Genomic DNA, 13,860 nt, shown 5'->3' with positions numbered 1-13,860 from the left:
GCCATTCGGTGCTGTCAACCCCAGGAAGATCACAGATGGACTACTGCTCCACGTGTCGCCGGCATCTCAACGGCGCCCTGGTCTGTCCCGGGTGCGGCGCCTACGCCCCGGACATAGCCCCGGTGGCGATGGCGACCTGGTTCGACGACCGACGCCACGACGAGGCCGACGCCGGGTCCGGAGCGGACGACGGCAAGGACATCCAGGGCCCCCGCCACTCCCCGGTCGCGGCACCCGCAGCGCACGGCGGCCGGGCCGCGCGGCGCCGGCAGCTCGCCCGGCTGCGGAAGCACCAGCGGCGCGCCATGGTCGCGACCGCCATCGCGCTGGTCGGCGGCGGCCTGAGCTTCGCCACGATGAACCGCGGCACCACCGACCGGGCACAGGCGAGCACCGCGCCGCACGACACGAGCATGGGCGGCTCGGGCGAGCAGACCACGGGCGTGGAGGAAGAGACGCCGAAGGAGGACGTACGTCCGACCTCGGCGGGTCCCGAGACCCCGGTCTCCGACGCGGCCTCTCCCCGGATCCCCGGGCAGCGGTCCGCCAGCACCACGCCGGCCACGCAGTCGCACAAGGTCACCACGAAGACCCCGCAGCAGCAGCGGCAGAGCCTGCCCCTGCTCCCCAGCGTCCCGGACACGCCGGTGACGACGCCGACGCCGTCGAGCACGCCGTCCGACTCCGCGACGGCCGCTCCCACCCCGACGCCGTCGCAGACGACACCCTCCACCGCGCCCACGACGACGCCGCCGTCACAGCTGTGCCTGCTCGTGATCTGCCTCGGCTGACGTGCTGACCGCGAGGACCAGGCGAGGTCAGTAGCCGTACCGGCTCTTCAGGTGCCGCCAGAAGTCGCGCAGCATCCACAGGTCGAACTCGGTGATCCTGGTGGCGCTGCCCGCGTTCATCAGGAAGCAGCACTGGCCGGTCGGCGTCCAGTCGTAGAAGTCGTCGAGGCCGAAGGTGTGACCGACCTCGTGCAGGTAGATGTGGATGTTCTCCTGCCCGAGGGCGCCGGTGAAGTACTCCTGCCCGACCCGCTGCCCCCAGTCACCGCCGGCTCCGCCCTGCATGCCCTTGGTCAGCCACAGGGACTGGTCGTAGTGGCGTGCCGCACCGCCGGGGCACTTGGAGTAGTTGCCGTCCTGGTGGAAGAAGCGCCCGCAGTCGGGGGCGCACTGCGGCGCGCCGCCGCCGTCGAGGAGCCCGGCGTAGATGTCGACGGAGTTGTCGCTCCACTGGAGCGTGGCGCGGTCCTTCACGGCCCAGCCGACGATGTTGACCGGCACATCGGTGTACGGCCAGGCGTTGTGGCCCTGGCCGCCCTCGACCATGGCGGCCGTCCACTTGGCGAACTGCTGCTTCAGCCCGGCATGGATCCGGTCGCGGAGTGCGGCGCTCACGGGGGCGTCGGACTCCCACCGCACGCAGTAGTTGACGCTCCCCTTGTCGGCCATGACCTGGTCCCAGCCGTAGTTGCGGAAGCCGTGGAGGTCGGGGTAGGTCGACTCGACGTGGTTCCACACCTCGTTCAGCGGCTGCACCAGATGGGCCGGCGGATTCCACTCCTCGGCGGCCTCGGCCTGTGAGGTCGCCCGGCCGCCCACCGGTACGAGAGCGGTCAGTACCGCGAGCACGGTCAGCAGCCGTAGGACGAATCTCTGCATGGCGAACTCCTCGTGTGGGGACGGGGGACTTCGCTCTCAAGTCGCCGCCGTCGCCACGGGAGTTGCCGCCCGCTCAGGCCCTGCGCGTCATGGCGCCTTTTCCCTCGGCAGCACGGTGACGTGGTGGAAGTTGCAGCGCTGAAGCGGCACCGCGCCCGCTGGGGCCGGTTTGTCGTGGGCCTGGAGGGCCACACTGACCAGGCTGGCCAGCAGGTCGACGTCGGTGTCGCAGTCGAGGTGGATGGTCACCCATCGGGAGCCGGGCACGAGCCGGATCGCCGTGGACCTCTCGAGGTCACCCGAGAAGCGCTGAATGGCCGCGTTGGTGAGGTGCAGGTCGACCTCGTGGTCGGAATGGAAGTGCACGATCTCGTTGCGTGAGGTGCGCAGAGCCCGGCCCGTCCCACAACTGGCCGGAACCACCGTGAGATCGGGCCAGGCTTCCAGTCGCTCCAGAGCGCGCCGGGCCAGTGTCATATCTCCATCGTCACCCGATCGCCCCATCGCTACCAGGGGTTGTTCGATCCGTAACCGTTGCGTCGCTCACGTTCGGCCCGTTTTGCCGGCTCATGTCCGACCTCACACTCCCTCTCAGGCACGGTGAATCCGGTCCACGAGGATGTCGATGACCAGCGGCGTGCGCGGGCCGAAGCTCAGCAGGACGCCGTCCTCCAGCGTCACGATCCGCCGGTCGGCGCCCGCCGGGGTCTGGCCGATTCCCGGGATGCCGACGAGGCCCTCGACGCCGCCGACCGATTCCAGCCCCTTGTCCATCATCAGGATCACGTCCGGGCGGGCCGAGACCAGGGCCTCACTGGTGAGCGGGGTGAAGGGCTTGTCGAGGCCGGTCTCGACGCCGGCGTCGACCGCGCCGGCCGCCTCGATCAGCGAGTCGGCGCCGGAGCCCTCGCCGCCCATGAGGTAGACGGCCGCGCTGCCGCGCATGTAGAGGAAGGCGACCTTGGGCTTGCTGCCCTCGGGGACGGCGGCGCGGGCGGCGGCGAGTTCGTCGCTCATCCGGTCGTTGAGGGCCTTGCCCGCATCGGGGACACCGAGGGCCTCGGCGATCCGGGTGGTGCGGGTGGTGACGTCGGCCAGTTTCGTCGCCGGGTCGAGAACGACCACGGGGACACCCGCGTCCCGGATCTGGTCGACGGCCTCGGACGGGCCCGTGTCGGTGTCGGCCAGGACCACGGTCGGCTTCAGGGACAGCACGCTCTCCGCGCTCACGTCGTGCGCCTTGGTGACCTGGGGGAGCTTCTTCGCCTCCTCGAAGGTGGCGGTGATGTCACGGCCCACGACCCTGTCCCCCAGGCCCAGCGTGAACACGATCTCCGCCACACCGCCGTTGAGGGGCAGGATCCGCGAGGCGTCCTTCACGGTGACCTCGCGGCCGTCGGAGGAGTCGACGGTCACCGGCAACCGGGGCGTGGGCGCCTCGCCTTCGAGCGGTACGAGCGTGTTCTCGGCGAGTTGCTTCTCGGCCGCGGCGGCGCGTCCGCTCGCGGAGACCGGGGACGCGTCCGAAGCGCCGCCCGTGTCGGCGGAGTTGCCCGCGCAGGCACTGCTGAGCAGGGCGACCGCCAGGGCGAGCGGGGCGAGGGCCCGCAGGCGCGGGGTTCTACCGGACTTCTGCATCGCCGGTCCTTTCACGTCTCGTATCACGTTTCGTATCTCACACACGGTTGAGCATTAGCTTAGGTTAGGTTTACCTTAATAACCCGAGGTGGGGGTGTGACTTGATTTCCTCAAGTGGCCTGCATGGCAGGAGAGTTGTCGGATTTTCCGGGGCGGCCGCCTCGATCGCCCTGGTGCTCACGGCCGCCGCACCGGCGTCCGCGGCGGGCAACTCGGCGACCGGCCCCGAGAGCCAGAAACTCACCGTCTCCAAGGCCTCCGGCCTCGCCGCGGCCGGCGAGACGGTCACCGTCTCCGGCACCGGCTACAACACGGAGAAGGGCATCTACGTCGCCTTCTGCGTGGACAACGGAGCCGGGAAGACGCCCACGCCCTGCGTCGGCGGCGTCGACATGTCCGGCGAGTCCGGGGCGTCCGCGTGGATCTCCTCCAACCCCCCTTCGTACGGCGAGGGCCTGGCCAAGCCGTACCAGGGCAGCGGACACAACGGCTCGTTCAGCGTGCAGCTCAAGGTGCGCGCCAAGGACGCCAACACCGACTGCACCAAGTCCGGCGTGACGTGCTCGGTCATCACCCGCAACGACCACACACGCGGCGGGGACCAGTCGCAGACCGTGCGGATTCCGGTGACCTTCGCCGGGAGCGGCGGCGCCCCGGAAGCGGAGGGGGCTTCCGGGACGACGCCGAGTGCGACGGCCGGCGCGAGCACCACGGGCGGGGGCGGCACCGGTGGCGACGAGGCCTCCGACGGTCCGCTCGCCAGCACCGGTTCGCTCGCCCTGCCGCTCGGGATCACCGCGGCCGGGCTGGTCGTGGCGGGCACGGGGACCTGGTACGTGGCACGGCGGCGCCGGCGGGCGAGCTGACCTCAACTACCGCAAGGAGAACTGAAGATGGTGAAGAGACCCGGCGCCGCGGTCCTGGCCGGCGGCGCCCTGCTCGCGCTGATCGCCCCGGCGGGCTCGGCAAGTGCGGACGAGACGTTCCCGCGTGCGGTGTCCGGCGGTTACGCGACCTGGACCACGGGCTCGGCGGAGCTGGACGGTGTGACGCTGACGGCTGCCCGGCCCGCCGTACAGGGCTCGGCGAACCGGACGTCCTTCCCGGCCACGGGCGGCGGCACCGACCCCGCGACCGGCGCCGCGGACATCGACCTGGGCGGCACGCTCCGCCTCGACGGCTCGACCGGGCAGCCCCTCGTCCTGGGCACCCTTCGGCTGAGCCTGGACGGCGACGACGGAACCCTGCGCACCCGTACGGCCGTCGACGGCCGGGCCCGTGACCTCGCGTTGGCCGCGCTGGAGACGGACGGTGCCGCCGTCGCCGTACGGTCGGGCGGGGTGACCTGGACCGGCCTGCGCGCGACCCTGACCGACGAGGGCGCGGAGCTGCTGTCGGCGTGGAGCGGCGCCGAGTTCGCGGCGGGGGACGGGCTGGGCGTGCTGGATGTGACGGTGGGGACGGGGAGCGGTACGCCTGTCGAGACACCTGAGCCGACGCCGACCGCCGAATCACCGACTGCCGAGCCGGGGGCCGGGCAGCCCGAATCCCGGCCGTCGACGGCGACTTCGGCGAAACCGAACGCGACCGTCACGCATCCGGACCTGACCGCGGGCGGCGAACAGACCGTCACCGGAACCGGGTTCGAGCCGGGCGCGGTGGTGCTCGTCGCGATCGACGGCGACACCCGCTATCAGGCGGTCGCCGACGACAAGGGCCGCGTGGAGCGAGCGTTCCCCGTGTACGCCACCTCCGAAGCGGGCGCGCACACGGTCGAGTTGTACTCGCCGACCGGTGAACAGCCGGGCGCATCCGCGCAGTTCACGGTCGCGGAACCGGACTTTGCCTCCCGTTGACAAAACCACTGGGTTAGAAGTTAGGTATGCCTAACCTAAGTTGAGCTTTGCTCAGCTCACCCAGAAAGGTGCCAGCCACCCCATGAGACGTAACTCCGCCCGTATCGCACTCGCCCTGGCCGCCGCCGGCGCGCTCACCCTCTCCCTGGCCACCTCGGCCTCCGCCGCCACCTCGACCCGCACGGTCGTCGACGGCACGACCACGTACAACCTGTCGCTCACGTCGCCGGACACGGCCGCCGCGGCGGGCCAGGTCATCACCGTCTCCGGTGCCGGCTACAACACCGGCCAGGGCATCTACGTCGGCCTGTGCGTGGTCGACGGCGCGGCGGGCGTCAACAAGCCGACCCCGTGCCTCGGCGGCCAGGACGAGTCCGGCGCGACCGGCGCCTCGCACTGGGTGAACAACACCTTCGGCGGCATGTTCGCCAACAGCTCCAAGTTCTCCGCCGGCGGCACCTTCAGCGTGAGCATCTTCGTCAAGGCGACCCTCGACGACGGCAGCGTCTGCGGCGAGGACGTGACCTGCGCGGTGGTCACCCGTGCCGACCACTTCGACACGAACGACCGCAAGTACGACGTCCACGTCCCGATCGCCTTCCAGTAACCCCCGCACGTGGTGCGGGCCGGGCCTCCGTCATTCCGGCCCGCACCACCCCCGCCGAGCCGACCCACCGATGAGGAACTCCCATGATCTACACGGCAGTTGACCGGCCGCGTCCGCGGCGCAGACGTCCGGCGGCGGCGCTGCTCGGCGCCGTGGCGCTCGTGGCCGCCTCCGTCACGGTGGGCGCAGGCTCGGCGGCGCAGGCCTCCGACACCCCGAGAACGGGCCTCGGCAAGAGCGGCCAGAAGCTCACGGTCTCCGCCTCCGCGAACCTCGACCCCGACGGCGAGACGCTCCGGGTCACCGGCGAGGGCTACGACGCGGCCAAGGCCATCTACGTCGCCCTGTGCAAGGACAACGGCGACAACCGCATCCCCACCCCGTGTCTCGGCGGCGCCGACATGACCGGCGGTGGCGAGTCGTCGAAGTGGATCGTGCCCGAGGGCGACGAGTACGCGGGCGACCTCGCCGTGACCTGGGGCGCGGGCGGCACCTTCGACGTGGAGATCGCCGTCAAGGCCAAGGACGGCGGGCTGGACTGCACCCAGGTCAGCTGCTCGGTCATCACCCGCGTCGACCACCGGGGCAGCGGCGACCGCTCCCAGGACGTCCGGGTCCCGGTCGCCTTCGAGGGCCAGGACCCCGGCGGTGGCGGCGGCGACGGCGTGGACGTGCCTGCGGGCACGGTCAGTTATGTGAAGACGGCCGAGTTCACCACCGCCGGACGCCCGGTGGACCTCCTCCTGCACCCCGACTCCGGGAAGCTGTACGTCGGTTCGGAGAACATCCCGGACACCGCGGACGTCGCCGAGCAGGGCCTGTACGCGCTGGACGCCTCCGACGGCAAGCTGCTCAGCCATATCGCGCAGGCGCCCGGATCCACCGGCACCCCGGCGCCCCGCGTGGCCAAGGAGATCACCGTCCCGCTCGCCGGTGACGGGGTCGTCTTCCACTACCCGCTGCGCGGCCTGGGCCAGGCCAAGGACGGCGACACGGTCGCGAAGGGCGTCTGGCTGACCGGCGACCCGGTCACCGCCACCGGCCCCGGAACGAAGGCATCCACGGTCCTGGTCCAGCAGGGCGCCACCCTCTCCGAGGTCGAGTACGCCACCGGCGCCGTTCCGCGGAAGCTCACCCTCGACGGCGGCAGCAAGCTCGGCGTCGACACCGCACACGCGGCCGCCTGGTCCGGCTACGACTCCGGGAAGCTGAGCCGCGTCGACACCGGCTCCTTCACCGTGACCGCCACGGCCCAACTCCCCGAGGGCTTCCTCACGTTCATCGAGCCGGACCCGGACACGGGGAACGTCTGGGTCGGCGTGGGAGACGACGTCCTGGTCTACGACAAGGACGCGCGGCTGCTGACCACGCTGAAGGGCAAGGACCGGGCGAAGGCGGCGGGCTTCGACAAGGCCACCCACCGCGCCTTCGTCCTCCGTGAGGACACCGCGGCGGAGGGCTCGGACAGCACCGGGTCCCTGGAGACGTACGACAGCACCGCCTTCCGGCAGGCCGCCGCGCCGATCGCCCTCCCGGGCAGCCTGGCGGGCACCGGCGCCGCGGTGGCCGTCGCGCCCGGCGCGACCTCCGTCTATGTCACGGGCCAGGCGGAGAGCAAGGTGCTCAAGTTCGACGTGCGCGTCTCCCCGAAGGTCGTGCAGTCCCCCACGGACCAGACGGCCGCCCCGGGCGACGTCGTCACCCTCGTGGCGGCGGCCGAGGGCACCCCGGAGCCGACCGTGCGCTGGCAGGTCAGCCCCGACGGCGGCCAGACCTGGACCACGATCTCGGGCGCGACGCAGAACGCGTACGCCTTCACCGCGAAGGCGTCGCAGGACGGCTACCGGTACCGGGCGGAGTTCACCAACTCGGCGGGTACGACCCGCACTTCACCGGTCACGCTCACGGTCAAGGAGCCGTCGGACGGCGGCGACGGTGGGGGCGGCGGCACGGACGAGGACCCCTCCGGCACCAAGACGGTCACCGGCCCCGAAGGACAGAAGCTCACCGTCACCCCGGTCAACAACCTCGCCACCGAGGACCAGACCCTGAAGATCACCGGCTCCGGCTACGACACCGACAAGGGCATCTACGTCGCCCTCTGCGTCGACAACGGCGCCGGCGAACTCCCCACGCCCTGCATCGGCGGCGTCGACATGTCCGGCACCTCCCACTCCTCCGCCTGGATCTCCTCCAACCCGCCGGACTACGGCGAGGACCTGGCGATCCCCTACGGCACCGGCGGCACCTTCGAGGTCGAGCTCACCGTCGACGCGAAGGACGAGTACACCGACTGCTTCGAGGCCAAGTGCGTCCTCGCCACCCGCGCCGACCACACCCTCTCCGGCGACCGCACCCAGGACGTGAAGGTCCCGGTCAGCTTCGTCGGCCAGGCCCCGGTGGACACGGACGACGGCACCGGCACGGGCGGCTCGGACTCCACAGGCGGCACATCGGGCACGGGCGGCACGGGCTCCTCCGGCACCTCCGGCTCCGGCTCCACACCCACGACCTCGGACGGCGGCAGCCTCGCCTCCACCGGCGTCACGGTCCTCTCCATCGCCGCACTCGCAGCCACGCTCCTCGGCGCGGGCTGGCTGACCTACCGCCGCGGCCGCAGGACCGGCTAGCCCACAGGCCGGGGGCCCGGAATCCCGTCCTCCCCCGGCACTGCCCATTCGGTCGATATCGGCGATAATCGGAAGCATGAGTACGGCAGCGTTTGAGGTAGCAGCCACGGCGAGTGACGTACTGAACGTGATAGGCGCCTTCGCCGGAGGCCTGCTCATCGCCGGTGCCCTGGTCTGGGCCGTGTGGCTCGGCATGCGGGTCAGGGACAGGGAACCGCCACGGCCTCGCTCGGAAGAGCAGCCCCACCTTCCCGACACGGGCCCGGTCCGTGAGACCCGGGAGATGCGGGAGCCGGACGAGATCCACCAAACGGAGCGGGAGCGGCTCCTGCCGCACGAACTCCACCACTCGGGCAGCAAGCGAGGAGACGACCAGAACCGCAAGCGCTGGCTGCCAGGATCGAGCGGCGGCTTCGGAAGCGGCGGCATCGGTCACGTCTGACCGACCGCGCCTGCCCGACCGCCCGCGAAAACCACGCGACGGGTCCCTCCCGCGATGCCGGCCTGTACGGGCATCGATCCCCATCCCGGGAGGGGCCCGTGACGTGAGCAGACGGCGCCGAGTTCGCTGCGGTTCAGCAGCGCCCCGGAGGGGCGCGGGGCTGTATCTGATATGCGGCTCCGCCGCGTGGGCGCGACCAGCCACGACGAGCCCGCAGCCGATCGACGGCCAATCGCGGCACACCGCGGAGCGCTTCGGCGGTCGCCGCTGTCGGCTGTTCGGCGGGCCGATCGGGCGACGTTGACGTGCGGGAGGCCGGAGGCGGTCCTTCACTGGGAGGCACCAACCCCTTTGGAGGCGACATGGCCCTCATGTCCCTGGCCCTCGCCGGGACACTCGCCGTCACCGCTCTCGCCGCTCCCGACCGGGCCGCACCGGCCGTCAGCTGTACGTCCGGCAAGGCGGGCCTCGCCGCGAAGCTGCGCAGGGACATCACCACCGCGCTGTCGGACCGCGGCGGCACCGTCGCGATCGGACTGCGCGACCCCAGGACGAACACGACATGCACGCTGCGCCGGCACGTGCGCTTCGACTCCGCGAGCATCGTCAAGGTCACGCTCCTGGCGACCCTTCTCTGGGACGCCGAACGCAAGGACCGCTACCTGACGGACTGGGAGGAGTCCCTGATCGCGTCGATGATCACGAAGTCGAGCAACAGCGCGACGCGCACGCTGTGGGGCCGGGTGGGTGTGAACAAGGTCCGGTCGTTCCTCCACGAGGCCGGGATGACGCAGACGGTCCCCGGCCCGAAGGGCTACTGGGGCCTGACCCGCACCACCGTCCGCGACCAGCAGCGCCTGCTGGCCCTGTTCACGAAGGAGAACCCGCTCCTGGGCGCCGACGCCCGCGCCGCCATCCTCAGGCTGATGAACCAGGTCACCGGCGCGCAACGCTGGGGCACTCCGGCCGGCGCTCCCGCCACCGTCACCGTGCACGTCAAGAACGGCTGGCTGCCGCGCGCCACTCACGGCTGGCGGGTCCACAGCACCGGCGTGTTCCGGCGGCACGGCCGCACCTACACGATCACCGTGCTCACGCAGGACAACGAGACCAAGACGTACGGCGTGAACACCATCCAGTCCGTCGCCCGCGCCATCCACCGCAACCTCAACCCCGCGTCGCGCACCGCGGTCGTCCACACCCCGCCGCCGACACCGGCCGAGGTGATCCCACCGCTGCCGCCCGGCCGACGGGGAGCCTGACCGTCCCTTTACGAAGCCTTACGAAGCCTTGCGAAGTCCATACGAAGTCAAAAGGCGCCGCCCGTCCCCGCACCCGTACTCCCGTACGCACAACCGCGTACGGAAGTACGGACGTTGGCCGCCAGGAGGAACGGTGCGATTGTCACGGAACGCAATGGGGACGCTATTCATCGGCGGAGCCCTGAGTCTGACCCTGGCCGCGCTCGCCTACCCGGGGATGCTCGGCTTCCAGACCGTCTCCAGTTCGGGGGACCGGATCATCGCGCAGACCGCTTCGGGCCCGCTGACGGAGGCGGACCGGGACTTCGTGGTGAAGGTGCGGGCGGCCGGGCTGTGGGAGTACCCGGTGGGGCAGCTGGCGCTGAAGAAGGGCACGACCAAGGCGGTCGTCACCGCCGGGGAGCATCTGATCGCCGGACACGCCGGGCTCGACGCCGCGGTCCGCAGAATCGCGCCCGAGCTGGGCGTCACGATCCCCAACCAGGCGAGCCCGCAGCAGCAGGGCTTCGTCGCGACGCTCCAGTCGGACACCGGCAAGCAGTTCGACACCGACATGGCCAACATCCTGCGGGTGACGCACGGCCAGATCTTCAACACCATCGCGAAGATCCGCGCCACCACCAAGAACTCGCTGGTGCGCCAACTCGCCGACCAGGCCAACGACACCGTCCTGGACCATATGACGGTCATGGAGAAGACCGGCCTGGTCAACTTCGACCAGGTCCTCTTCCAGGAGACCACCCCGCCCAAGCTCCCCGCCGACGACATGACCCCGCCGCCCCCGGCCCCGGGCCAGCCCCAGGTGGTCCTCACCCCGCCGGCGACCGGCTCGCCCGAGCCGACGACGGGGTGAGGCGTCCGGGCTACGCCAGCCAGACCGTCGTGTCCGGACCGATCCGCCCGTCGTCGAGCGGCGCGCTGCTCAGCAGCACCTCTCCCGGCGGCAACGGCACCGCCGTACCGGACAGGTTGGCGACACACCGCCAGCCGTCGCCGCGGGCGAAGCCCAGGACGCCGGGCGGGGTGTCCTCCGCCCAGCTCAGCTCCTCCCCGGCGAGCAGCTTGCGGCGCAGCCTGAGGGCCCTGCGGTACAGCTCCAGGGTCGAGCCCTCGACCCCGTCCTGGGCCTCGACGGCGTACGACGCGAAGCGCGCCGGCTGCGGCAGCCAGGCGGCCCCCGCCCCGAAGCCGTACGACGGACCGCTCGTCGTCCACGGCAGCGGCACCCGGCAGCCGTCGCGGCCCTTGGAGGTGTGGCCGGTCTGTTCCCAGACCGGGTCCTGGAGGACCTCGACGGGCAGCTCGGCGACCTCGGGCAGACCGAGTTCCTCGCCCTGATAGACGTACGACGATCCGGGCAGCGCCAGCATGAGCAGCGTGGCCGCACGGGCGCGCCGCAGCCCGGCCGTCTCGTCGACGGTGGGGGAGGTGCCGCCCGACAGCAGCCAGGCGCCCGCGTCGGTGCCCGGCGGGAGCATCAGCCGGGAGGCATGGCGGACGACGTCGTGGTTGGACAGCACCCAGGTGGCCGAGGCACCCGCCGCGCGGGCCGTGGCGAGCGAGTCGACGATGACCTTCTTCAGCTCGTCCGCGTCCCACCCCGCTTGCAGATACTCGAAGTTGAAGGCCTGACCGAGTTCGTCCGGGCGGGCGTACCGGGCTCGCCTGGCGCCCGGCACCCAGGCCTCGGCGACCGCCATCCGGGGCGGCACATAGGCGTCGAGGATCTTGCGCCAGTCGCGGTAGATCTCGTGGACCTCGTCGCGGTCGTAGAAGGGGTGGGTGCCGGGGGCGAAGTGCGGCAGCGCGTCCTCGGCACTGAGTTCGGGCTCGCCGAGGTCGCGCAACGGTTCGCTCAGGTCCTTGGCGAGGGCGTGCGCGACGTCCACGCGGAAGCCGTCGACGCCTCGGTCGGACCAGAAGCGCAGGGTGGTGCGGAAGTCGGCGCGGACCTCCTCGTGGTCCCAGTTGAGGTCGGGCTGCTCGGGCGTGAAGAGGTGCAGGTACCACTGGCCGTCGGGGACGCGTCGCCACGCGCTGCCGCCGAACACGGACTGCCAGTCGGTGGGCGGCAGTTCACCCTTCGCGCCCTTGCCGTCGCGGAAGACGTACCGCTCGCGGGCCGCCGAGCCGGGCCCGCCGTGCAGCGCCTCCTGGAACCAGACGTGCTGGTGCGAGGTGTGGTTCGGGACGATGTCGACCATCACCTTCAGGCCCAGCCGGTGGGCCTCGGCGACCATGGCGTCGAAGTCGTCGAGGGTGCCGAGACGGGGGTCGACATCACGGTAGTCCGCGACGTCATAGCCGCCGTCGGCGAGTTCGGAGGGGTAGAAGGGGCTCAGCCACAGGGCGTCGACGCCCAGGGCGGCGAGGTGGGTCAGGCGCTGGGTGATGCCCTTGAGGTCGCCGAGCCCGTCGCCGTCTGCGTCGGCGAAGCTGCGCGGATAGACCTGGTAGACGACGGCCTGACGCCACCAGTTGGGATCGCGGGACGAGAGATCGGGCACGCGGGCTCCTCTGCGGTGCGTTGGTGCGGTGGTGCGACACACAAAACCCTGTCCAGATGGCCGGAAAAGTGAACCACCGGACGGTTGCGTCGGGCGTGGAGGGATGCATTCCTTGTGTGGCGGAAATGTGATGGCGCCTTAACTTCCTTTGCATCTCCGCAGGTTGACAGGGTTGGACGGCACGACCAGCATGGAGCCCACTGTGGCGCATGTGACCGATGGGCCCAGTGTTTTCCTCGACCATTCCGCCCCGGTACGGCCGGCGGCATCGTGCTGCCCTCCACGCTCTGTGCCCGGGTTCTGCTCACGCCAAGATGGGGATCCGCATGTCCATAGCGAGACGTCTCACCGCTCGCCGCCTGCTGACCACGGGCGCCGCGTCGCTCGCTCTCTGCGCCGCCACCGTCGCCACCGCCTCCGGAGCCTGGGCCCACGGCACGCCCGGCGGCGACGGCTGGAAGTCCGGCGGCGCCTACCAGCCCGGCACCGGCGCGGGTACGGAGACCGAGACCGACCGCTGCCAGTTCTCGCTCGACGGCACGAACTTCTTCGAGTCGGTGAAGGTCGACGACCAGAACCTGAAGCCCACCGACGACGGCAAGGTGCACGTCTCCGTCCGCACCGCCGGCGACGCCACCACCTGCACCGCCTCGCTCGCCTCCTACCTCGCCCACGGCGACACCTTCGCCACCTCCGGCGAGCAGATCTTCATCGACTTCGACACCGTGACCGTCAAGCCGGGTCAGACCGACACCCTCGACATCGCGGTGCCGGACGCGGGCTGCTTCGCGCAGATCGACCTCTACCGGGGCGCGGTCAAGTACGACGGCGAGGACCCGGACATCGGCGACGGCTTCGAGCACGGCGACCTGCCCAAGGGCCCGGACCGCCCGGTCATCAAGGACAAGCTGATCGCGGCCTGGAACGGCGGCACGAAGGACTGCACGGACCTCCCGGAGGAGCCCCCGGCCGAGTCCACCCCGCCCGCCGAGTCCACCCCGCCGGCGGAGGAGACGACGCCTCCGGCGGAGGAGACGGAGCCGCCGTCCGAGACCCCGTCCACCCCGACCGCCTCCGAGTCGACCACCGCCCCGGCCGCCACCCCGAACGGCGGCGGTGACGACCTCGCCGAGACCGGCGGCAGCAGCGCCACCATGCCGATCGCGATCGGCGCGACCGTGCTGCTGGCGGGCGGCGCGGGCATCGTGGTGATGACACGCCGCCGCCGTACTTCGAACTAGGGGGAGC

General features: G+C 71.3%; 13 protein-coding genes. 9 read left to right on the top strand and 4 right to left on the bottom strand.

Annotation, left to right across the window (positions count from 1 at the left end):
• Positions 1 to 35: 35 nt before the first annotated feature.
• Entirely contained in the window at positions 36 to 791 is a 756-nt protein-coding gene (locus ACIHFB_RS22110) for a hypothetical protein (RefSeq protein ID WP_400127672.1), read from the top strand.
• A gap of 27 nt (positions 792 to 818) precedes the next feature.
• Here ACIHFB_RS22110 and ACIHFB_RS22105 read toward each other — a convergent pair whose 3' ends face one another.
• The 3 genes from ACIHFB_RS22105 to ACIHFB_RS22095 form a co-directional block, all read right to left on the bottom strand.
• Positions 819 to 1,670, bottom strand: a complete 852-nt coding sequence (locus ACIHFB_RS22105) for a hypothetical protein (RefSeq protein WP_400127671.1) — start codon at positions 1,668 to 1,670, stop codon at positions 819 to 821.
• A gap of 87 nt (positions 1,671 to 1,757) precedes the next feature.
• A complete protein-coding gene (locus ACIHFB_RS22100; RefSeq protein ID WP_365272066.1) occupies positions 1,758 to 2,147 on the bottom strand; it encodes a luciferase family protein in 390 nt (129 codons plus the stop codon).
• Positions 2,148 to 2,261: 114 nt separating this feature from the next.
• A complete protein-coding gene (locus ACIHFB_RS22095) occupies positions 2,262 to 3,308 on the bottom strand; it encodes an ABC transporter substrate-binding protein (protein WP_365272063.1) in 1,047 nt (348 codons plus the stop codon).
• A gap of 101 nt (positions 3,309 to 3,409) precedes the next feature.
• On the opposite strand from ACIHFB_RS22095, the gene ACIHFB_RS22090 reads away from it, so the two are divergent.
• The 7 genes from ACIHFB_RS22090 (at position 3,410) to ACIHFB_RS22060 (ending at position 10,958) form a co-directional block, all read left to right on the top strand.
• The gene (locus ACIHFB_RS22090; protein ID WP_365272060.1) at positions 3,410 to 4,174 is read left to right on the top strand and encodes a hypothetical protein; all 765 of its coding nucleotides are present in this window, start codon (positions 3,410 to 3,412) and stop codon (positions 4,172 to 4,174) included.
• Positions 4,175 to 4,201: 27 nt separating this feature from the next.
• The gene (locus tag ACIHFB_RS22085) at positions 4,202 to 5,164 is read left to right on the top strand and encodes an HtaA domain-containing protein (protein WP_400127670.1); all 963 of its coding nucleotides are present in this window, start codon (positions 4,202 to 4,204) and stop codon (positions 5,162 to 5,164) included.
• An 82-nt stretch (positions 5,165 to 5,246) separates the two neighbouring features.
• The gene (locus tag ACIHFB_RS22080; protein ID WP_365272055.1) at positions 5,247 to 5,771 is read left to right on the top strand and encodes a hypothetical protein; all 525 of its coding nucleotides are present in this window, start codon (positions 5,247 to 5,249) and stop codon (positions 5,769 to 5,771) included.
• An 83-nt stretch (positions 5,772 to 5,854) separates the two neighbouring features.
• Positions 5,855 to 8,401, top strand: a complete 2,547-nt coding sequence (locus ACIHFB_RS22075; protein WP_400127669.1) for an immunoglobulin I-set domain protein — start codon at positions 5,855 to 5,857, stop codon at positions 8,399 to 8,401.
• Between the two features lie 76 nt (positions 8,402 to 8,477).
• On the top strand, positions 8,478 to 8,843 hold the full coding sequence (locus ACIHFB_RS22070; protein WP_400127668.1) for a DUF6479 family protein: 366 nt from the start codon (positions 8,478 to 8,480) through the stop codon (positions 8,841 to 8,843).
• A gap of 362 nt (positions 8,844 to 9,205) precedes the next feature.
• A complete protein-coding gene (locus ACIHFB_RS22065; protein ID WP_400127667.1) occupies positions 9,206 to 10,105 on the top strand; it encodes a serine hydrolase in 900 nt (299 codons plus the stop codon).
• A 154-nt stretch (positions 10,106 to 10,259) separates the two neighbouring features.
• Entirely contained in the window at positions 10,260 to 10,958 is a 699-nt protein-coding gene (locus tag ACIHFB_RS22060) for a DUF4142 domain-containing protein (protein WP_365272047.1), read from the top strand.
• Between the two features lie 10 nt (positions 10,959 to 10,968).
• On the opposite strand, the gene ACIHFB_RS22055 is transcribed toward ACIHFB_RS22060, so the two are convergent.
• Positions 10,969 to 12,612 (bottom strand): glycoside hydrolase family 13 protein, encoded by a 1,644-nt coding sequence (locus tag ACIHFB_RS22055; RefSeq protein ID WP_400127666.1) that lies wholly within the window; start codon positions 12,610 to 12,612, stop codon positions 10,969 to 10,971.
• A gap of 326 nt (positions 12,613 to 12,938) precedes the next feature.
• Between ACIHFB_RS22055 and ACIHFB_RS22050 the strand changes: the two genes are divergently transcribed.
• A complete protein-coding gene (locus tag ACIHFB_RS22050) occupies positions 12,939 to 13,853 on the top strand; it encodes an LAETG motif-containing sortase-dependent surface protein (protein ID WP_365272042.1) in 915 nt (304 codons plus the stop codon).
• Positions 13,854 to 13,860 lie beyond the last annotated feature (7 nt).

Source organism: Streptomyces sp. NPDC051963, assembly GCF_044593495.1.
Taxonomy (GTDB): domain Bacteria; phylum Actinomycetota; class Actinomycetes; order Streptomycetales; family Streptomycetaceae; genus Streptomyces.
The sequence above is the reverse complement of the archived record's forward strand: the minus strand, read 5'-3'. Positions and strand labels throughout refer to the sequence as shown.

Bases quoted from the DNA above. Each gene is read 5' to 3' on its own strand.
- ACIHFB_RS22100 (WP_365272066.1), bottom strand. From the start codon at position 2,147: ATGACACTGGCCCGGCGCGCTCTGGAGCGACTGGAAGCCTGGCCCGAT.
- ACIHFB_RS22070 (WP_400127668.1), top strand. From the start codon at position 8,478: ATGAGTACGGCAGCGTTTGAGGTAGCAGCCACGGCGAGTGACGTACTG.
- ACIHFB_RS22075 (WP_400127669.1), top strand. From the start codon at position 5,855: ATGATCTACACGGCAGTTGACCGGCCGCGTCCGCGGCGCAGACGTCCG.
- ACIHFB_RS22065 (WP_400127667.1), top strand. From the start codon at position 9,206: ATGGCCCTCATGTCCCTGGCCCTCGCCGGGACACTCGCCGTCACCGCT.
- ACIHFB_RS22105 (WP_400127671.1), bottom strand. From the start codon at position 1,670: ATGCAGAGATTCGTCCTACGGCTGCTGACCGTGCTCGCGGTACTGACC.
- ACIHFB_RS22080 (WP_365272055.1), top strand. From the start codon at position 5,247: ATGAGACGTAACTCCGCCCGTATCGCACTCGCCCTGGCCGCCGCCGGC.
- ACIHFB_RS22050 (WP_365272042.1), top strand. From the start codon at position 12,939: ATGTCCATAGCGAGACGTCTCACCGCTCGCCGCCTGCTGACCACGGGC.
- ACIHFB_RS22110 (WP_400127672.1), top strand. From the start codon at position 36: ATGGACTACTGCTCCACGTGTCGCCGGCATCTCAACGGCGCCCTGGTC.
- ACIHFB_RS22085 (WP_400127670.1), top strand. From the start codon at position 4,202: ATGGTGAAGAGACCCGGCGCCGCGGTCCTGGCCGGCGGCGCCCTGCTC.
- ACIHFB_RS22060 (WP_365272047.1), top strand. From the start codon at position 10,260: ATGGGGACGCTATTCATCGGCGGAGCCCTGAGTCTGACCCTGGCCGCG.
- ACIHFB_RS22095 (WP_365272063.1), bottom strand. From the start codon at position 3,308: ATGCAGAAGTCCGGTAGAACCCCGCGCCTGCGGGCCCTCGCCCCGCTC.